Raw genomic sequence first — 18,866 nt, 5'->3', positions numbered from 1 at the left:
TGCTCACGCTCCCCCACGACCGGGCGGTCGTCACCCTCGCCGCCGGCGAGGAGGGGCGCGCCCCCTACGTCGCGGCGCACCTCGCCCTCGGAGACCTGCGCGACCTCACCGCCGCGGTCGGCCGCTGCCGGCGCCTCCTCGACCTCGACGCCGACCCCGAGACGGTCGGCGGCGCGCTCTCCGGCGACGCACTCCTCGCCCCCCTCGTCGCCGCCCGCCCGGGGCTACGCGTCCCGGGCACCGTCGACCCCGCCGAGCTCGCGGTGCGCGCCATCCTCGGCCAGCAGGTCTCGGTGGCCGGCGCCCGCACGGTGGGCGGCCGGCTGGCCGCCGCCTTCGGCGAGCCGCTCGCCGCCCCCGAGGGCGCCCTCACGACCACCTTCCCGCGCGCCGAGGCCCTCGCCGCGCTCAGCCCCGCGGACCTCCCCCTCCCCGCGGCCCGCGGCCGGGCGCTGATCGGCCTCGCCGAGCAGCTGAGCTCCGGCAAGCTCACCCTCGACCCGGGGGCGGACCGCGACGACTGCGAGGAGGCACTGCTCGCGCTGCCGGGGATCGGTCCCTGGACGGCCGCCTACATCCGCATGCGCGCCCTCTCGGACCCCGACGCCTTCCTCGCCGGCGACCTCGGCCTGCGGCACGCCCTCGCGGCCCTCGGTGAGGCCTCGGGCCCCGCCGACGCGCTCCGCCGCGCCGAGGCCTGGCGCCCCTGGCGGGCCTACGCGCTGCACCACCTGTGGGCCTCGCTGCCCACCACCACCCGCCCGGCGAGCGCCGCGGCGTGAGCCGCGACCGGAGACGACCACACCCGAGACAGGAGCCGACGTGACCCTCACCACGAGCCGCGACAACGCCCTCCGCTTCACCGAGCCCGCCCGCGACCCGGCCCCCACCTGGCGGCGCGTCGCCTCACCGGTCGGCGGCCTCCTCCTCCTCTCCGACGGCGCCGCGCTGAACGGCTGCTACCTGGAGGGCGCCCGCTACGCCGAGGAGGCGCCCGACGGCGCCCTCCCCGACGAGGGGGTCCTCGAGGAGGCGGCGAGCCAGCTCGCGGAGTACTTCGCCGGCGAGCGGCGCTCGTTCTCCCTCTCGGTCGCGCCGGTCGGGACCGACTTCCAGCGCACCGTGTGGCGGGCGCTCGCGGCGATCCCCTACGGCGAGACCCGCAGCTACGGGGAGATCGCGGCGGCGGTCGGGCGCCCCTCGGCGTCGCGCGCCGTCGGCGCCGCCAACGGCCACAACCCGATCTCGGTGATCGTCCCCTGCCACCGGGTGATCGGCGCGAACGGCTCCCTCACCGGCTACGCCGGAGGGATCGAGCGGAAGACCACCCTCCTCGACCTCGAGCGCGCCGGCGGCGGCGGCGACTGACGCCCGACGGCGGGGGCGCCCCTCGCGGCGACTCAGCCGAGCCAGCTGCGGATCAGCGCGTGGCCGGCCGAGACCGGCCCGGGGAGGGTCATCGTGCGCCCCGTCATCCCCGAGGCGACCTCCTCGCGGGTGAACCAGCGCACCTCGTGGTGCTCGTCGTTGCCGACGAGGGGCGCGTAGGCGGCGGTCGCCTCGTAGGCGAGCATCAGCGAGGAGGGGAAGGGCCAGGGCTGCGAACCGCGGTAGCGGACCGCGCTGACGCGCAGGCCGACCTCCTCCTCGACCTCGCGGGCGACCGCCGCCTCGGGGGACTCGCCGGCATCGACGAAGCCGGCGAGCGTCGACCATCGCCCCTCGGCGGCGCCGATGCGGCGGCCGAGGACGCAGCGCTCCCCGTCGCTCACGAGCATGATCACCGCCGGGTCGCTGCGCGGGAAGTGGTCGCTCGCGCACGACGCGCAGCGGCGCACGTGGCCGCCCTCGGTGGGGTGCGTCGCGCCGCCGCAGCGGGGGCAGAAGGGGTGGCGCTCGTGCCAGGTGTAGAGGGCGAGCGCCTCGACCGCGGCCTCGCCGTCGGCGGCGGCGAGCGAGGGGCCGACCTCGCGCATCGCGGCGTAGCTCGGCCCGTCGTCGGTGAGCGCCTCCTCGGCGTCTGTCACCGAGGCGGCGAAGAGCGCGCCCCCGGCGGCGTTCACCCCGAGGAAGGTGAGCGTGTGCCCCGCCTCGAGGGCGGGGGCCGACGGCGCCCAGACGAGCGCGCCGTCGCCGTCGACCGGGATCGTCGCCCCGTCGCGCAGCCACAGCACCCGCCCTTGCGGCGCGGCCGCGGCGGTGGCGAGGAAGGCCTCGTCCTTACGGCGCTCGCCGGCACGGTCGAGGGTGTGGCCGCTGAAGGGGAGCTGGAAGAGCTCGTCGGTGGTGCGCATCGACCCGGAGCGTAGGCGGCCGCGGGGCGGCCGGCCCGCGTCAGCTCTGCAGGTCGCCGAGCGCCGAGGCGAGCGCGGCCAGCTCCTCGTCGTGGTCGTCGACGGCGGCCATCGGGCGGAGGACGAACTTCGAGAAGCCCTCGGCGATGAAGGCCTCGAGGAGCGCACGCGCCTGTTCCAGGCCGACCGGCACGACGAGGCGGGGGTCGCGGCCCTTTGCGCGCTCGGTGATCTGGGCGCGCTGCTCGGGTGTCGGCTCGGCGCGGAGGTAGGCGATGCTCACCCCGTAGTGCTCGTCGGAGATGGCGCGCCCCGCCGCCGCCGCCACCCCCTCGATCACCTCCCGGCCGGCGGCCGCCTCCGCGGGGGTGCAGGCCGAGGGGAGCCAGCCATCGCCGAGGCGGCCGCAGCGCTCGAGGGCGGCCGCGGCCATGCCGCCCAGCCAGAACTCGAGCGGCTGCTGCACCGGGAGCGGGGAGAGCGTGACGCCGCGGAACGAGCCGAGCGCGCCGTCGTGGTCGGTGACCTCGCCTGAGAGGAGGCGGCGCACGAGGGCGAGTCCCTCCTCCATCGCCGCGCCGCGCGCCCGCGGCGCGACACCGATCACCTCGCGCTCGGGGCTGCGCAGCACGCCCGGGACGAAGGTCACGAGCAGGCGGCCGCGCGACAGCCGGTCGAGTGTGGCGAGCGCCTTCGCGAGGCGCACCGGGTTGCGCCCGGGCAGCAGCATCGTCGTCCCGAGCTTCACCCGCGGCGCGCGCGCCGCCGCGAAGGCGAGGCCGGCGACGGGGTCGACGCCGCCCCCGGCGAGGGTCTCGGAGAGCCAGATCGAGTCGAAGCCGTGACGCTCCATGGCGTCGAGGAAGGCTCCGAGGCGCTCGTCGTCGAGGGGGCCGCGGCCGTTCCCGATGCCGATGCGGACCTTCACCGTCTCCCTCCGCCAGACCGCCGCGCACCGTTATCGGGGCGCGGCTCCACCCGATCACAGATCAGGCAGAGCCGCCGGGGGAGGACAGCTGCGGCGCCCGGAGTGCCACGCCGCTCGACTGCGGTGGGCCGACCGACGGTGACCCACCTGACCTTGTCCGTGCTCGGTGCGCGGGAAGGTCGCAGTGGTGATCGTCGCGTGCAGTTGTAAGACGAGTGCTGGCGAAGTGTTAGCGAAGCGTTGCGCCCTTCACGCCGCATCGAGCTGCCCCTTGCGCTCGAGCTCGGCGTGGAGGTGGGCGGCGATCGCGAGGCTGGAGGTGGCGGCCGGCGAGGGGGCGTTGCGGACCACGGTCACCCTCCCACTCGTCTCGATCACGAAGTCGTCGACGAGCGCCCCGGCGCGATCGAGGAGCTGCGCGCGCACCCCCGCCGGCGCGCGCTGCAGGTCCTCCGTCGAGAGCGCCGGCAGGTAGGCGCGCACCTTCGCCGCGTAGGCGCGCCGCGAGAGCGAGGTGCCGAGCTCCGCGAGGCCGGCCCGCCAGTGGGCGGCGAAGAGGCGGCGGGTGCCGGAGAAGGCGAGCACGCCGGCGAGCTCGCGCACCGAGAGGTCGCGGCGGCGGTAGCCCTCGAGGGCGGTGGCGAACACCGCGTTCGGACCGGCGAGGACCTCGCCGGAAAGGGTGCGGGTGAGGTGCACCCCCAAGAAGGGGTAGCGCGGGTCGGGGACGGGGTAGACGAGGCCGCGTACGAGCGCCGCGGCCGACGGCGCGAGGCGGTGGTACTCGCCGCGGAAGGGCACGACGTGAAGGCCGCCCGTCGCGCCGGCGAGGCGGGCGAAGCGGTCGCTGTGCGCCCCCGCGCAGCAGACGACCGCGGCGAAGCGCTCCTCGCCGCGGTCGCTGCGGACGAGGACCCCGCCCGCGACCTCGCGCAGGCCGCGCACCTCGTCGCCGAGGCGGACCTCCCCGCCGTGCGCGACGAGGTCCGCGCCGTAGGCACGGGCGACGGTCGGGAAGTCGATGACCGCAGTGTGCGGCGAGTGCAGCGCGCGGGCGCCGACGACGTGCGGCTCGATGCCGGCGATCTCCGCCGAGCCGAGCACCGCGAGGTCGGGGACCTGGTTCTCGACGGCGCGGGCGCGGATCGCCTCGAGGCCGGCGAGCTCGCCCTCGTCGCGGGCGACGACCAGCTTGCCGAGCTCGGAGAACGGGATCGCCTTCTCCGCGCAGTACTCGCGCAGCATCGCCCCGCCCTCGCGGCAGAGCCGTGCCTTGAGCGAGCCGGGGGCGTAGTAGAGGCCGGCGTGGACGACGCCGCTGTTGTGCGAGCTCTGGTGCGGCGCGAGCGCCTCCTCCTTCTCGTAGAGGACCACCTCGCCGCCCCACTCGGTGGCGAGCGCCCGGCCGAGGGCGAGGCCGACGATCCCCCCGCCGACGATCGCGACCCGTCGCTCACCCATCGCCCGACGGTACCGCGGCGCCCTCGGGCGGGTCGCCCGAGGCACCGGGGGTGGCGCTATCCGCGAGGGCGCGCCGTCTATCGTCGAGACGTGGCTGGCTCCGCTCCTCGTGGCCGCGCGAGGCACCGGCGCAGGCGCCCCCGCCGGCAGCGCTACCTCGCCGTCGGCGCCCTCGTCGTCGTCCTCGGCGCCATCGCCGCGGTGGTGCTCGCCCTCGGCGGCGGGAAGCCGAGCGCGAGCGGCGGCCACGGCACCACGACGACGACCACGCTCGCGCTGGCGACCAGGGCGCCCGCGCGTCCCTCGACCACGCTCGCGCGCACGAAGGCGAGTTCGACGACGACGACGTCGACGGCGACCTCGACGACGCTTCCCACGGCGAGCACGACCACCACCGTCGCCCCCGTCGACCTCGTCAGCCCCTCCTCGGTCCTCGTGCAGGTGGTGAACGGCTTCGGCGGCAGCAACGCGGCCACCGACGCGGCGAGCGCGCTGCACAACGCCGGCTTCACGATCAACGGCACGGGCGACGCCCAGAACTTCACCTACCACGAGAGCGTGATCGAGTACTCGCCCGGCAACCTTTCGGCCGCGCAGACCCTCGACAACCACGTCGTCGGGCCGGTCCACCTCGAGCAGGTCTCGGACCTCCCGGCGAACGACGAGGTCGTCCTCATCCTCGGCTCCACCTACGGCGGCGTGGCCGCCTAACCTCCCGCCCCGGCGGCGGCGCGCCGCCGAGAGAGCGAGGAGCCCCTGATGCTCGAGCCCGCCGCGACCTACTACGCCCCCGGCGGGATGGTCTGCACGGTCGACCACCTCGCCTCCGCGGCAGGCGTCGCGGTGCTGCGCGCCGGGGGCAACGCCGTCGACGCCGCGATCGCGACCGGCGCCGTGCTCACCGTCACCTTCCAGCACCGCAACGGCCTCGGCGGTGACCTGCTGGCGGTGGTCGTGCCCCCCGGCGAGGCGCCGGTGGCGATCAACTCCTCGGGCTTCGCCGGCTCCGGCGCCAACGCCGCGGCGGCGCGCGCCGAGGGCCTCACGCGCATCCCCGCCCGCAACGACATCCGCGCCGTCACCGTGCCGGGCTGCGTCGACGGCTGGCTCGCGCTCCATGAGCGCTTCGGCCGGCTGCCGCTCGCCGAGGTCCTCGCCGCGGCGCGCGACTACGCCGCCGAGGGCTTCCCGGTCGGCCCCGAGCTCGCCGGGGAGATCCACCTCATCGCGGAGCGCCCCGGGGCCGCGGACTTCATTGCCGGCGGTCCGGCGCACGCCGGCTCGCGGGTGCGCCGGCCGGGGGTGGCGCGGCTCTTCGAGGCGATCATCTCCGACGGTCGCGAGGGCTTCTACGGCGGCGAGTTCGGCCGCGAGCTGCTCGAGGTCGGCAACGGCGAGTTCACCCCCGAGGACCTCACCCGCCCGATCGCGAAGTGGGCGCCCGCCCTCGGCGTCGAGGCCTTCGGCCACCGCCTGTGGACCGTCCCCCCGGCCTCGTGCGGCTACCTCACCCTGGCGAGCGCCTGGATCGCCTCGCAGCTCGACCTCCCCGAGGACCCGGAGGACCCCCGCTGGGCGCACCTCCTCGTCGAGGCCTCCCGGCAGGCGAGCTTCGACCGCCTCGACGTGCTGCACGAGGAGGCCGACGGCGAGGCCCTCCTCTCCCCCGAGCGCCTCGCGCCGCGCGCCGCGGCGATCGACCCCGAGCGCGCCTCGGAGCTGCCCGGGAGCTACCTGAAGGGGGGCACGATCGCGCTCACCGCGGTCGACTCGGACCGCATGGCGGTGAGCATGCTGCAGTCCAACGCCTGGGGCTTCGGCAGCTACCTCGCGCTGCCCCGCCTCGGCGTCTTCCTGCACAACCGGGGGATCGGCTTCTCCCTCGACGAGGGCCACCCGAACGAGTATCGCCCCGGCCGTCGCCCGGTGCACACCCTCTGCCCGACAGCGGTCACCGGCCTCGACGGATCACTCACCGGCGTCGTCGCCTCGATGGGCGGCGACAGCCAGCCGCAGATCGTCCTGCAGCTCCTCGCCCGCTGGCTGCACTGCGGTCAGGAGCCGGGCGACGCCCTCGCCGCGGGCCGCTTCATCCTCGCCGACCCGGTCGCCGGCGCCCCCTTCGACACCTGGCAGGAGCGGGGCCGTGTCGAGGTCGCCCTCGAGGGCCAGGCGGCCGAGGGATGGGACGAGGGCCTCGCGGGCCGCGGCCACGACGTCGCCCGCCGGACGCCCTTCAACGCGAGCTTCGGGCACGCACACCTCATCGCGCTCGAGGAGGGGATGCTCGCCGGCGGCACCGACCCCCGGCCCCGCTCGGGCGGCGCCCTCGGCTACTGACTACCGATGGAGCTGACCGCCGATTGACCGGCTGGACGCTCTCGCGATTGTGCCTGGGGAATCGCCTCCATATCCCGCGGTGACCTGCGGTGATAGCGCGCCGCGAAAGCGCGGCGAACGCCCGGCATCGGTTCCACGCGGGTGCGCATGATTTCGCGCTCCACGATCATCTGGCGAGGCGGTTGCCGGTCTTTCGTTCATGTTGCCGCAAGGATCGCTCCCTACCGTTCACGCGATCGCGCCCGATCGCGCCCGATCGCGCCCGATCGCGCCCGGGCGCGGCGGTCGACGCCCCCGAAAGCGAGGATTCCTGTGGCATTTCCACTCTCACGTCGACTCGCGGCGGCAAGGGCTCGCGGATCATCTGGGGCCTCCATGTCCGGCGAGTCGACGAGCCATGTCCCACACCTGGACATGCGATCAGGCGGACTCCGCGCGGCGGTCTTTGGAGTGAGTGACGGCCTCGTGTCCAACCTCTCGCTCGTCCTTGGAACCTCCGGGGCTCACCCCGGCGGAGGCTTCGTGCGTCTCGCCGGCCTCGCGGGGTTGCTCGGGGGCTCTTTCTCGATGGCCGCGGGAGAGTACGTCTCGATGCGCGGCCAACGCGAGGGCCTCGAGCGTCAACTCGATCTCGAACGTGACGAGCTCGCCAGCGTGCCCGACAGCGAACAGCGAGAACTCGAAATGATCTATGAGCGTCGAGGCGTCTCCCCCGAGGTGGCCGCGGCGGTCGCGCGTGAGCTGATGGCCGATCCACAGACTGCCCTCGACACCCACGCCCGTGAAGAGCTGGGCATCGACCCAAATGCACTCGGTTCGCCGCTTCAGGCCGGCGCCGCGTCCTTTGTGACTTTCGGGATTGGCGCATTCGTCCCGATGGCCGCCTTCCTCGGGGGCTCGTCGGGCAACGGGGCGCTGTTCGTCTCGATCGGCAGCGCAGGAGCACTCGCGCTCGTTGTCGGCGCTCTGCTGTCGATCTTCACCGGCCGAAGCTGGTCGTGGTCAGGGATCCGATCGCTATTGATCTGCGCCGTGGCGGGTGCGGTGACGTACGCGATCGGCTCCGCCATCGGCGCGTCCGGGTAGTAGCCGACCCGCTATCGGTGCGCTTTGGGCACGGGTGATCGACCGGAATGCCGGTCGCGGGAGCGAACGGGGAACCCGCTTCGTTCATGTTCTCGTAAGGCCTGGCCCCTAGGTTGGATCGGGTGAGGACCAGCGCAAACACAGCTCTTTCGGGCATGCGAGCGTCGGTAAAAGCCGCCGGGGCCATTCGTTGAGATCTGCCAGCTCCGATCGGGCGGCCCACTGTTCGCGTCCTTCGGTTTGAAACGTTGCTGCTCCGCCATTCCGAGCGCGCTCCCGGCGCGCGGGGCGCGCCCGATTCCTCCGTTCCGAATGCGGCTGGCACACTTCTCGGCGTGCGAATCCTCCTTGCCGAAGACGACGCTCGCCTGAGGGAGGTCCTCGAACGGGGCCTCCGCGAAGCCGGCTACGTCGTCGACGGGGTGGCAGACGGTGACGCCGCCCGCGAGTACCTCCGCGCCTATGAATACAGCGTCGGCGTCCTCGACTGGCGCATGCCGGGAGCTTCCGGACTCGAGATAATCACCTGGGCTCGACACCGGGGAATCCACACGCCGTTCTTGATGCTCACGGCAAAAGACGCCCCGCCCGACCGGATCCGCGCCCTCGACGAGGGCGCGGATGACTACCTGATCAAGCCGTTCGACTACGGCGAGCTGCTCGCCCGGCTCCGTGCGCTGCTTCGCAGACCGAGTGGAGAGCGCCAGCCACTCCTCCGCTGCGGATCACTCACCCTCGACCCCGCTACGCGGGTGGTGCTCGTGGATGGTGCACCCGCGGAGCTCACGCCACGGGAGTACGCCATCATCGAGCTCCTCATCCGCAGGAGCCCCGCCGTCGTGCAGCGCAGCACGATCGCGCTGCAAGCGTGGCCGGACGAAGCCGACGCAGTTGGCTCCAATACGATCGATGTCCACATCGCCCGCCTCCGCGCCAAACTCGCTCGTGGCGACACGAGGATCGAGACGCAGCGCGGTGCCGGCTACCGGCTGGTCGCTTCATGACGACCGCAACGGCGAGCGCCGGGGTTGCGCGAGTCCGCCGGGAGGCCCGGCGCGTCGCGCTCGGCGCGACGCTGCTCGCCCTCGCCGTCTATCTCTTGGCCTGCACGCTCGCGGACCTTTTAGTCGTCGACCACCTCAACGGTTCGATCGACGCGCGGTTGGCGGGTCGCCTCATTTCGCTCACCCATGGACTGCCTCGGCACCTGAGCCCGCAGAAGTCGAGCCAGACCGAGCTGTCGACCGGTTCGGGTGGTGATCTCGACGACGCTCCACTCCTCGCCTGGTTCGTACCGGCCGGTGCTACACGCGCCCAGCCTCTCGAGAGTGACGAGCCGATCCTGCCGAGAAGTGCGCTTCACGTCGGCCGGCCGACCACGGCGGTCGTCGACGGCCGCACCTTTCGCCTCGACGGGACGGTGATTCGAACCGGACGGCTTGTCGTCGCCACGAGCACCCGCGAAGCGATGAGCGTGCGCAACACGTTGTTCGTCATCGAGGGAGCACTCGCGCCGATCCTGCTCCTTGCCCTGTTCGTCGCCGCCTCGATCATCGGTCGACGCGCCGCGACACCTATCGAGCAGGCCCGGCTGCGCCAGCTCGAGTTCACCGCCGATGCTTCTCATGAACTGCGCACCCCGCTCAGTGTGATCGAGGCCGAGATCGGTCTGGCGCTCAGCACCCAGCGATCAGCAACCGGCTACCGCTCGGCACTGGAGCGGGTTGCCGGAGAGTCAAGGAGGTTGCGGAGCATCGTTGACGACCTCTTGTGGTTGGCTCGCCTCGATGCGATGCCGGACAACCCGCCCCACGAAGCCGTCGACGTGGTGAGTCTGGCGACGGTGTGCGCCGACCGCTTCCGTGCGCTCGCGCAGCGCGACGGCCTCACCATCTCCACTGCCGAGGAAGGTTCCCTCCCAGCGATCATCCTCGCCCCTGCCGACTGGCTCGATCGCCTCGTCTCGGTCCTTCTCGACAATGCCTGCCGCTACGCCGGCGTCGGCGGGCTGATCGACGTCACCGTCTCCAGGACCGAGGACCGGGTGACGCTCACCGTCGACGACAACGGTCCAGGAATTCCCGAGGAGCAACGTGACGAGATCATGGAACGGTTTCATCGCGCGAGCGACGTCCCGGGGGGTGCCGGTCTCGGACTCCCCATCGCCAACGCCGTCGTACGGGCTACCGATGGCGAATGGAGCATCACCACCGCGCCCAACGGTGGCGCTCGGATCCAAGCTTCCTGGCCGCGCTTTCGATCAGACGATGCGAATGGCGCACGTGGCGACGACCACCGCGAGGCACTCCCCGTCGGCAGCCCCTCCTGAGCCACCGGAATGTCGCCCGACGATCAGCCGAGCGCGAGTCGGCCCCATTCATGTCGCCGTAAGGTCCGCTCCATACCCTCTACCTTGAGACGCGGGATCCCGCGCGTTTGACACCGAAGGGGTGAGGACGGGCATGGCAAACGGTCGCAAGCGCGGGCGACGTCCATATCAAGTCCGCCCCCAGCCGGACCACCCTGTGCAACGGGGCGAACCCGGTCCGGTCATAGACGACGAGCACGTGGCTCAATTGACTGCGCCGCGAAGCATCGGGGAGCTGTTCGGGGGGGTAGGGGGGCCGCTCCTATTTCTTCGGGCGTTCCTCGGCGTGACCTTTGTGTTCGCCGGCCTGCAAAAGCTTGCCAACCAGAACTTCTTCAGCGCGACCGCTCCCGGATCCTTCCAGGAGCAGCTGCGCGGCTCGATTCTCACGAGCCCGCTTCACCATCTCCTGTCTCCGGTGCTCCCCCTCGCCACGCTCGTCGCGGTGGTCATCTCTCTCGGCGAGGTCGCGGTCGGCCTCGGCACGCTGCTCGGCCTCTTCGGGCGCGTCGCGGCGCTCGGCGGGTTGCTGTTGTCACTGTCGTTCTTCCTCACCGTCAGCTTCAATGACAACCCCTACTACTACGGACCGGACATCGTTTTCTTGTTCGCCTGGACGCCGTTCGTGCTCGCCGGTTCGGGTACCTGGTCGCTCGACGCGCTCTTCGCGCAACGCGCCGCGCGGACACGCGCGGCGCTGCAGACCGCGGCGATCCGCGGTGGTCCCGCCGCGCGGCGCCGGGCAGCCGAGTTCGATCGACGGGTCTTCCTGCAGCGACTCTCTGCGGCGGGGGTCGTCGGCCTGACCGGTCTCGCCCTCGGTGGATTCGTCGCCGCGATCGGGCGCCTTGCTCACGGCGCTCAACAAGCGTCGGGAACGGGAACCATCGGCGGAGGCGGCACGAACCCAGGTACCGGCTCCACCGCGCCGACCGGCAACGGAGCGGCGAGCTCACCGTCGACGACCGTGCCGGCTCGCCCCCCTGAAGGACAGACCCCAAAGGGAACGCGCATCGGCCCCGCGAGCGACGTTCCGGTCGGAGGCGCGGCGAGCTTCACCGATCCGGCGCAGGGAGTCCCCGCGTTGGTCGTCCAGGTCAAGCAGGGCACGTTCCACGCCTTCTCGGCTGTCTGCCCGCACGCCGGGTGCCAGGTCCAGTTCGACCAACAGAACGACATCTTCGTCTGTCCGTGCCACGGATCGACCTTCAACGGATCGACCGGGGCCGTCGAGAGTGGCCCCGCACAAGCCGGACTCTCGCCGATCACGGTCAACGCGGGGTCCAACGGCCAGCTGTATGTCGACGGCTGAGTAGTCGTCCTCGGGAGCGTTGTGCCTCGCCGCGAGGCCTTGGTCTTGCGGGGTACCGAAGCGATCGCCGTCGGTGATGAGGCCCGCCGGACGGGCACCGCTCGGTTACGGCGCGGACATCGTGACAAAGTCACGGGAATACGCGGGTTCGAAAAAGCGGGCCGGCGTCTGCAGCATCGCGGGAAGCAGGTCGGAGCCGTTCGACGGCGAAGCAGCACCGCTGCCGCTCGTTGGCGCGTAGATCGAGAAGACGGTCCAATTCGGGTTCATGTCAAGGACCATCGCTCGCACCGAGCCGGCTCGCGCAAGGATGTCCGCGAGGTCGACGATCGTCATCTGGCCCGACACGTAGACGAGAGCGCCGTTCGCGGTTTCGCCGAGGCCGGATCGCCACGTGTCGACGACCCCGTGGAGACTCACCCCCCAAGTCGAGACGTCATTCGGATTGAGCCCTGCGACGGGTTGGCCGTGGTCGATGAGGAGGGTCAGGTTCTGCCGCACGGCGACGACTGCGGGCGTCATCGCAAGATCTCGCCCCCACTCACCGACCGTCGCAGAGCCGTTCTTGAAGATCACGAGCGACGCGGCGCCGGTGCGGAGCGGTGCGACGAGGTGGCGCTCACTGAAGTAGCCCCCGTTCGTGTCTTTCAGCAGGAACCCGCCGTTGAACGCCGCGACGAGCGTCTGGGAGGCGGCGGGCGAGATCGGGGCGGTGTACTTCCAGAACAGTCCTCCGGGGCTGAGGCTTCCCGAGTAGAGGCGAGCTCGAAGCAGCTTCGTGTCCATCCAGGCGATCCCGGCACCGGCGGCCGCATTGCTCGGGAGCCGGACCGTCGTCTCGTACACCGCAGGGAGATTGTCGACGCGACGGCCAACCGGCCGCCACTGACCCTCGCCGCTCGTCGGAGGGAGGTGGAAGGGGCCGATCGCATCGGGTGGCGCAAGCGACACCGCCGGCGCGTCGACCGCCTTGGGGTTCGTCGACCTTGCTTTCGTCGGAGTGTGCGGGGCTCCACGAGCGGCGCCGAGCGAGTGGAGAACCCCGACGAATCCGATGCACGGCAGCGCGACGGCCACGAGTACGAGCGCCTGGCGCCGCCGCGCCACGGACCTCGGAACGCGACGTCGCCCGGCGCTCGGACCCCCGCCCGCTTCAGCGATGCGGTGGGCCATCGGTCTCGGGGTCGTCGGTCCAGCGCGGTCCGAACACCAAGGCAGGCCCTCTGTCTGGCGGGGGCGGCGTCGCCCCGGCCCCTCGGTGCGTCACCGGAAAAGGCACCACGCCGGCAAGCGTGAATTGTGCCGGCCCGCGCGGTCGCAGTGAGACGCTGCGATCCGCTCGAATTGGTAGTAAACGATCGAGAGGTGATCCCCCAATTTCCGTCACCGTTAGGACGATAGGGACCGATCCTTACGGTGCCATGAACAGCTGGGCTACGACCGGGAAGGCCCCCACTCGGTGCCGTGATCCAAGAGCTCCAGTATTGAATGGTGCGTGTTCATCTCGCCGTAAGGCTTGCTCTCTACCCTTTTCGCCATGGGGACCACGTGGCACGCGAGCGGACACCCGGCTTGCTGAGCACTCCGGACGCCCTTTGCATTCTCGGCCAAGGCCGCTCGGCAGCGATGCAAGCGGCCGACGGCGGATGAATGCGCCGCGCCATCTCCGTCCGAGCTCTTCGCGCGTGCTCGAAGACCTCCGCGACCTCGGCGCTCCGCCATCAGAACCCACCGTCGACTCCCAGCCGGCACGAGCACGAAGTCACCACAAGGTCCGTTCCCCCAACGCCCGCCGTCGTCGACGGTCGCGACGGCGGGCACTGAGGGCAGCTCGCACAACGATCGTCGGTCGACATCCGTATCGCTCCGCCGCACTTGTCGTCGTTGTCCTGCTCACGCCGGTGTGGGTGTCACTCGGAAGCGCGCTGGGCAACCCGGGACTTGGCGCTTCGAACGGCGCACGATTGGCGGAATGGGCGCGCGAGCACGGGGCTGCCCCCGTCGTCAACTGGGCGGAGTCGCTTTGGTACTCCCACCACCAGCCTCCGGTAGGCGGAGCGCCGCGCAAAGGAGCGATCCCGCCCCCTTCGGCCCGGGCGATTACCTCTGACGCGACGGCCCGCTCCGCGGCGCACCTCCCGGCACCGGCGCCGATCCCGCCGCTCGCGAGCCCGGCGATCCCGGGAGAGGGCATCTGGCACCAGGTCGGGCGCAAGGTCGATGGTCTGTCCGCTGTCTACGAGGCGTTCCTCCGACCCGATCCGATCCACACGAGCCTCGTCGTCGGCGTGGCATGGATGGACACCAAGCTGCTCCGCGCGACGCTCTACTCGGGCAGCACGGTCCCCGGCGGCGGGCCCTACCCCAACACCGCGCCGATCCAACCGGCAGCGGCGAGGAGCCTCGTCGCCGCATTCAACGCCGGCTTTCTGATGGGCAACGCGAATGGCGGCTACTACACCGATGGGCGCGTCGTCGACCCACTACGGCAAGGCGCTGCCTCGTTCGTCATCTACCGCGACGGCACCGCGACGGTGGCGCAGTGGGGTCGGGACGCGACCCTCAGCGCAGACGTGGTCGCAGTTCGCCAGAACCTCGACCTCCTCGTCGACGGTGGCCGGCCCGTTCCCGGCTTGAACGCCAACGACACGACGAAGTGGGGCTACACCCTGGGGAATCAGATTTACGTCTGGCGTTCCGGCGTCGGGGTCACGAGAAACGGGGCGCTCGTCTATGTCGGCGGCCCGGGCCTCAACATCACGACGCTGGCCGGCCTCCTCGCGCGAGCCGGTGCCGTGCGGGCGATGGAACTCGACATCAACACCGACTGGGTGAACCTCGCGACGTACTCTCCTTCTTCGCCGACAGCGCCGGCGGATGCGGCGAACGGCTCGGACCTCCTCCCGGACATGTCGGGCTCGCCGGCGCGCTATTTCGAGCCGTGGTGGTCTCGGGACTATTTCACGATGTCGGCCCGGGGAGTGCCGTAACCGATGACCGGCCGCCTCATGCAACGTCATCGCGTCCATCACAGGGGGGCCGGCGCGGGCCGGACCCCGACGACGCGTGACCGCTCGAAGTCACCGGCGACTCCGGAAGCGGGTGCTTCACGACGGCCGCTCCTCTGCAGCCTCCTCGTGGCGACGCGACCACGCCAGTGGATCAAGAACCTGCTCGTCTTCGCAGCGCCGGGAACGGCCGGCCTGCTCGGCCGACCGGCCATCATCGGCCGGACCGCAGCGGCCGCGGGGATCTTCCTCGTCGCCTCCGCTGGCACCTATCTGCTGAACGACGCGATCGACGCGCCGGCGGACCGCCTCCACCCCGACAAACGCCATCGTCCGGTCGCGTCCGGCGAGCTTGCTTCGCAACTTGCGATCGGGCTCGGGAGCGCGCTGCTCCTCCTCGCCACCGCGGGCGCCGGCCTTCTCGCCGGGATCCGCCTCGCGGTCCTGCTCGGCGCCTACGGCGCGACGACCATCGCCTACACGCTCTGGCTGAAACGCGTGCCCATTCTCGAGCTCGGGTGCGTCTCGGCGGGATTCGTCCTGCGAGCGATCGCTGGGGGTGTGGCCGTTCACATCTCGATCTCGCCGTGGTTCGCCATCGTGACGTCCGCAGCCGCCTTGCTCGTCGTCGCTGGCAAACGCACCGCAGAGATCGACACCCTCGGAACAGCGAGCATCGCCCATCGTGAGGTGCTCAGCCGTTACCCCAAGCCCTTTCTTCGCTCAGTCCGGATCATCGCGGCAGGCGTCGCGATCGTTGCCTATTGCCTATGGGCGTTCGAGCGCGCCGCGCACATCGACGTCGGCAGGCCCGACTCCGACAACGTCTTCTTCGAGCTTTCAATTCTCGCCTTCGTCCTCGGCGTGCTGGCTGTCGAACTCGCCGTCGAGACGGGTGAAGGCGGTGCTCCTGAAGACCTCGTGCTTCACAATCGGGTGATCCAACTTGTCGGAGCGGCCGGGGTGGCGCTCGTCACCATTGCGATCTACACGTGACGAAGGTTGACCGCGCCGAAGCCGCCCGGGTGATGCGAGATGCGGGGCGCTGCCCTCCCCCGTCGTTGACGAAGAGATCTCGCCAGGCGCTGGCAGAGATGGCGCGGGCGGAGAGGTTGACCTCAGCCGACGAGGAAGTGGCCCGCTCGGCCAACGGTCACCGCTGCGAGCAATGCACCGACCACCAAGCTCGCCGCGATCGACCACTGGCGAAGTCCGGCGCCCGCCACCTGCTTTCGAGTTCGCCAATAGAAGTCCCTCGGAGCGAGCTTGGCGGTGTCGAGGAGATGGCCGAGGACATGGACCGTCATCGCTGCGAGCCACAAGACAAAGCTCGCCTTGTGAATCAGAAGAAGGTTCTGGCGGAGCCCCGCACCCGCGAACAAGAGCGCGACGCCGCTTGCCATCAAGGCGATCGTCAGCACGACGACCAAGGGCCCCAACAGGCGCAGGAGCGCCGGCGGCGGTCCCTTTCGTCGGTAGGCGAGCGAGCCGGTGTAGTAACGGACGAAGCGATAGCCGGTGCTTCCGATCTTGAGTGCAGTCGGTGGAATGAGGAGCATCCCGATGAACACGTGCGGTTTGAGGAGCGGGCCGATGCGGAGCACCGTGACTCCCTCGGCGGCGAGCAGGACGAGCAGCACGGCCGCCGTCGAACCGGTCAGGCGAGCGTTCGCTTCGACCCCCTTTGACGCCCCCTCGGGGCCGTCCGCCTGGGCGTGCAGGCGCGCGGGCCGGCTCGGCGAGCGTCGCTCCATTTGGCAAGGATCGCCGCGTACCCTGACGACAACATGAACTTTTCGTCCGCTCAGCGGTTCACGGGGGATCTCCGCGCCTCATCTCCCGTCGGCCGCGCGCGAACGATCCCCCAGGGTCCCGGGCAATGGGCGGCCCGCAGCGTCCCTGTGGAGCGCTTCCACACTCAAAAGCGCAGGTAGAAGTTGAGAGGCTCGGCCTCGTGGGGCAGCTTCGGCGAGAGGTGCACCGAACGGGGCCAGACGAGCACCCGGTAGCTACCGACGGAGTACGTGTGCGACGGCATCCCGAAGGTGGCGACGGCACTCGCGGTGTCGACCGCGCGCCAGGGGCGGCGGGTGTCGTAGACGAAGAACTGGAACGAGACCCCCGCGTACCAGCTGTCGCTCGACTGGCGGTCGTAGCGCAGCAGGTTGCCCGCCGCGTTGTTGGTGACCGGGCGGACCACGACGTCGCCGTCGCTCTCGACGGTGACGAGCGACGAGCTCCAGTAGTCGCCGAGGCCGACCCGCAGGTCATGGGCGCGTAGAAAGCTGCTCAGCGCGACGGCCGGCGGCGAGGGCGGCGGGTGGTCAAGGTAGAGGGTGGCGTCGAGGAAAAAGGCGAGCGAGAGGGCCGCCCCCGCACCGAGGACGAGGCGGCGCGGCTGGGAGTCGCCGAGGGCGGCGACGAGGTGGCCGAGGTGGCGGCCGGCGAGCACCGCGGCGAAGAGCACCGCCGGCAGCAGGTAGCGGAGGTAGTCGACGTTGTTGCTCGGGGCGGTGAGCAAGAAGGTCGCGATGCTCCCGAGCACGGCGAAGAGGAGGAGGTCGTCGAGGCGGGCGTCCTCCTCGGGCTGCGGGCGGCGGATCCCCCGCCACAGCACCCACAGGCCGTAGCCGACCGCCGCGAGCACGCCGGCGAGGCCGACGGCGTGCGCCACCGAGGCGGCCACCGACTGGTGGGTGACGTCCAGCGGCAGGTTGCCGACGCCGAAGAGCGCGGCGAGGCGCCCCGGCAATTGGCTCACGTTGTGGCCGATCTGGCCCCTGCTGATCACGACATTGCGGTTCACGAGGGTGAAGGTGCCGATCGCCGTCGCGAGCAGCCGCCCGAGGGCGGCGAGGGCGACCGCCGCGGGGACCGCGGCGGCGAGGCGCAGGCCGGCGGCGAACCGCCGGCGGGCCATCGTCGCGGCGCCGGCGAGGAGCACCGGGAGGAGGGCGATGCCAAGGGTCATGAAGTCGCCGAGGAGGGCGGCGGCGAGGAAGAGCGCGCCGACGGCGAACAAGAGCCAGCCACCGCGACGGGCGGTGAGCGCGCCGAAGGCGACGAGCGTCCACAGCACGGTGCCGACGTGCCAGGGCCCCTGCAGGAGGAAGAAGGCGAGCGTCGGGCTCGGGAGGCCGACGATCGCGACCACGGCGAGCACGGTGGCCGGCCTCGCCGCGCCGCTGCAGCCGCGGCGCGCGAGCAGCGCACCGGCGACGACGACGCCGATCGCGAGGAAGCTCGGGACGAGGTGCAGCAGATCGGCGTGCAGCCCGGCGACCCGCTCCACCGCGGCGTAGACCACGGCGTCGATGCTCCAGAAGGACTCGAGGCTCATCGACCAGCCGCTCAGCGCGAGGTGGCCTGCCGAGATCGCCTGTCCCTCGAGGACCACGGTCGCGCCGTCGGAGTTGCCGACGTAGGTGTGCAGCGAGGCCTCGTCGAGGAGGAGGGCGAGGGCGGCGAGCGCGGCGAGGAGGAGGGCCCCCTGCGCGAGGCGGCGCCCGCTCACCGGGCCCGCCTCGGCGCGGTGCACGCCGCGCGTAACCTTGCCTGGCCGCCCGCCCTTTTCGAGGAGTGACAGCCGTGCCCATGCCGAAGCGCCCCGAGATCGACACCGACGCGCTGATCGACGCCGTGCTCACGCGCGCGCTGCGCCTGCACCGCCGGATCTTCGAGGCCAGCAAGGGGCGCATCGGGGCGCGCATCGGGGGCACCCGCTGCCTCCTCCTGCACACGACCGGCCGGCGCAGCGGCCTCGAGCGCACCGCGACCCTCGCCTACGCGACCGACGGCGAGGCGCTCGTCCTCGTCGCCTCCAACAACGGCAGCGACAGCGAACCGGACTGGATGAAGAACCTGCGCGCCGACCCGCACGTCGAGGTGCAGCTCGGCACCGAGCGCAGGCGCGCCAGCGCCCGCATCGTCGAGCGCTTCAGCGAGGGCTACGAGCGCCTGCTCCGGCTCGCGAACGCGAACACCGGCTGGCGCTACTTCCACTACCAGCAGAAGACGACCCGCCCGATCCCGGTCGTCGTCCTCACCCTCGAGGCCGCCTGACCGCTCG

The 18,866-nt window shown here is 71.7% G+C and carries 17 protein-coding genes; 11 read left to right on the top strand and 6 right to left on the bottom strand.

The window, feature by feature from the left end:
• Both VNF07_02890 and VNF07_02885 read left to right on the top strand, forming a co-directional pair.
• Positions 1-782, top strand: a 782-nt coding sequence (locus VNF07_02890; protein HVB05179.1) for an AlkA N-terminal domain-containing protein, incomplete at its 5' end; no start/stop codon positions are given.
• A gap of 40 nt (positions 783-822) precedes the next feature.
• Positions 823-1,368, top strand: coding sequence for a methylated-DNA--[protein]-cysteine S-methyltransferase (locus tag VNF07_02885; protein HVB05178.1), 546 nt, complete (start codon positions 823-825; stop codon positions 1,366-1,368).
• Positions 1,369-1,400: 32 nt separating this feature from the next.
• Here VNF07_02885 and nudC read toward each other — a convergent pair whose 3' ends face one another.
• The 3 genes from nudC to lhgO all read right to left on the bottom strand — a co-directional run bounded on the left by nudC (position 1,401) and on the right by lhgO (position 4,683).
• A complete protein-coding gene (nudC, locus tag VNF07_02880; protein ID HVB05177.1) occupies positions 1,401-2,294 on the bottom strand; it encodes an NAD(+) diphosphatase in 894 nt (297 codons plus the stop codon).
• Positions 2,295-2,334: 40 nt separating this feature from the next.
• Entirely contained in the window at positions 2,335-3,222 is an 888-nt protein-coding gene (locus VNF07_02875; GenBank protein ID HVB05176.1) for an LLM class flavin-dependent oxidoreductase, read from the bottom strand.
• A 249-nt stretch (positions 3,223-3,471) separates the two neighbouring features.
• On the bottom strand, positions 3,472-4,683 hold the full coding sequence (lhgO, locus tag VNF07_02870; GenBank protein HVB05175.1) for an L-2-hydroxyglutarate oxidase: 1,212 nt from the start codon (positions 4,681-4,683) through the stop codon (positions 3,472-3,474).
• 90 nt (positions 4,684-4,773) lie between these two features.
• Here lhgO and VNF07_02865 point away from each other — a divergent pair, with 90 nt between their 5' ends.
• The 6 genes from VNF07_02865 (at position 4,774) to VNF07_02840 (ending at position 11,789) form a co-directional block, all read left to right on the top strand.
• Entirely contained in the window at positions 4,774-5,394 is a 621-nt protein-coding gene (locus VNF07_02865) for a LytR C-terminal domain-containing protein (protein HVB05174.1), read from the top strand.
• Positions 5,395-5,442: 48 nt separating this feature from the next.
• Positions 5,443-7,023 (top strand): gamma-glutamyltransferase, encoded by a 1,581-nt coding sequence (locus VNF07_02860; protein ID HVB05173.1) that lies wholly within the window; start codon positions 5,443-5,445, stop codon positions 7,021-7,023.
• Positions 7,024-7,398: 375 nt separating this feature from the next.
• Positions 7,399-8,109, top strand: a complete 711-nt coding sequence (locus VNF07_02855) for a VIT1/CCC1 transporter family protein (protein ID HVB05172.1) — start codon at positions 7,399-7,401, stop codon at positions 8,107-8,109.
• Between the two features lie 335 nt (positions 8,110-8,444).
• Positions 8,445-9,113 carry a response regulator transcription factor gene (locus VNF07_02850; GenBank protein HVB05171.1) on the top strand — a complete coding sequence of 223 codons (669 nt, stop codon included), beginning with the start codon at positions 8,445-8,447 and terminating at the stop codon, positions 9,111-9,113.
• 95 nt (positions 9,114-9,208) lie between these two features.
• Positions 9,209-10,438 carry a HAMP domain-containing sensor histidine kinase gene (locus VNF07_02845; GenBank protein HVB05170.1) on the top strand — a complete coding sequence of 410 codons (1,230 nt, stop codon included), beginning with the start codon at positions 9,209-9,211 and terminating at the stop codon, positions 10,436-10,438.
• Between the two features lie 133 nt (positions 10,439-10,571).
• Entirely contained in the window at positions 10,572-11,789 is a 1,218-nt protein-coding gene (locus VNF07_02840; protein ID HVB05169.1) for a Rieske (2Fe-2S) protein, read from the top strand.
• A 105-nt stretch (positions 11,790-11,894) separates the two neighbouring features.
• Here VNF07_02840 and VNF07_02835 read toward each other — a convergent pair whose 3' ends face one another.
• Positions 11,895-12,740, bottom strand: a complete 846-nt coding sequence (locus VNF07_02835) for a phosphodiester glycosidase family protein (GenBank protein HVB05168.1) — start codon at positions 12,738-12,740, stop codon at positions 11,895-11,897.
• A 1,013-nt stretch (positions 12,741-13,753) separates the two neighbouring features.
• Here VNF07_02835 and VNF07_02830 point away from each other — a divergent pair.
• Together VNF07_02830 and VNF07_02825 are read left to right on the top strand one after the other, a co-directional pair.
• Complete coding sequence (locus VNF07_02830; protein HVB05167.1) at positions 13,754-14,779, top strand: phosphodiester glycosidase family protein; 1,026 nt, start codon at positions 13,754-13,756, stop codon at positions 14,777-14,779.
• 3 nt (positions 14,780-14,782) lie between these two features.
• Positions 14,783-15,793: a decaprenyl-phosphate phosphoribosyltransferase gene (locus VNF07_02825; GenBank protein HVB05166.1), complete on the top strand. Its 1,011-nt coding sequence runs from the start codon at positions 14,783-14,785 to the stop codon at positions 15,791-15,793.
• Between the two features lie 122 nt (positions 15,794-15,915).
• Here VNF07_02825 and VNF07_02820 read toward each other — a convergent pair whose 3' ends face one another.
• Together VNF07_02820 and VNF07_02815 are read right to left on the bottom strand one after the other, a co-directional pair.
• A complete protein-coding gene (locus VNF07_02820) occupies positions 15,916-16,551 on the bottom strand; it encodes a hypothetical protein (protein ID HVB05165.1) in 636 nt (211 codons plus the stop codon).
• 164 nt (positions 16,552-16,715) lie between these two features.
• On the bottom strand, positions 16,716-18,311 hold the full coding sequence (locus VNF07_02815) for a hypothetical protein (GenBank protein ID HVB05164.1): 1,596 nt from the start codon (positions 18,309-18,311) through the stop codon (positions 16,716-16,718).
• Positions 18,312-18,391: 80 nt separating this feature from the next.
• Here VNF07_02815 and VNF07_02810 point away from each other — a divergent pair, with 80 nt between their 5' ends.
• Entirely contained in the window at positions 18,392-18,859 is a 468-nt protein-coding gene (locus VNF07_02810; GenBank protein HVB05163.1) for a nitroreductase/quinone reductase family protein, read from the top strand.
• Positions 18,860-18,866 lie beyond the last annotated feature (7 nt).

The organism is Acidimicrobiales bacterium (genome assembly GCA_035533595.1).
Taxonomy (GTDB): Bacteria; Actinomycetota; Acidimicrobiia; order Acidimicrobiales; family Bog-793; genus DATLTN01.
This window is presented reverse-complemented; position numbering and strand designations above follow the sequence as displayed.

Excerpts from the sequence above, each read along its gene's own strand:
- nudC (HVB05177.1), bottom strand. The coding sequence starts at position 2,294 with ATGCGCACCACCGACGAGCTCTTCCAGCTCCCCTTCAGCGGCCACACC.
- VNF07_02840 (HVB05169.1), top strand. The coding sequence starts at position 10,572 with ATGGCAAACGGTCGCAAGCGCGGGCGACGTCCATATCAAGTCCGCCCC.
- VNF07_02855 (HVB05172.1), top strand. The coding sequence starts at position 7,399 with ATGTCCGGCGAGTCGACGAGCCATGTCCCACACCTGGACATGCGATCA.
- VNF07_02860 (HVB05173.1), top strand. The coding sequence starts at position 5,443 with ATGCTCGAGCCCGCCGCGACCTACTACGCCCCCGGCGGGATGGTCTGC.
- VNF07_02810 (HVB05163.1), top strand. The coding sequence starts at position 18,392 with ATGCCGAAGCGCCCCGAGATCGACACCGACGCGCTGATCGACGCCGTG.
- lhgO (HVB05175.1), bottom strand. The coding sequence starts at position 4,683 with ATGGGTGAGCGACGGGTCGCGATCGTCGGCGGGGGGATCGTCGGCCTC.
- VNF07_02820 (HVB05165.1), bottom strand. The coding sequence starts at position 16,551 with ATGGAGCGACGCTCGCCGAGCCGGCCCGCGCGCCTGCACGCCCAGGCG.
- VNF07_02825 (HVB05166.1), top strand. The coding sequence starts at position 14,783 with ATGACCGGCCGCCTCATGCAACGTCATCGCGTCCATCACAGGGGGGCC.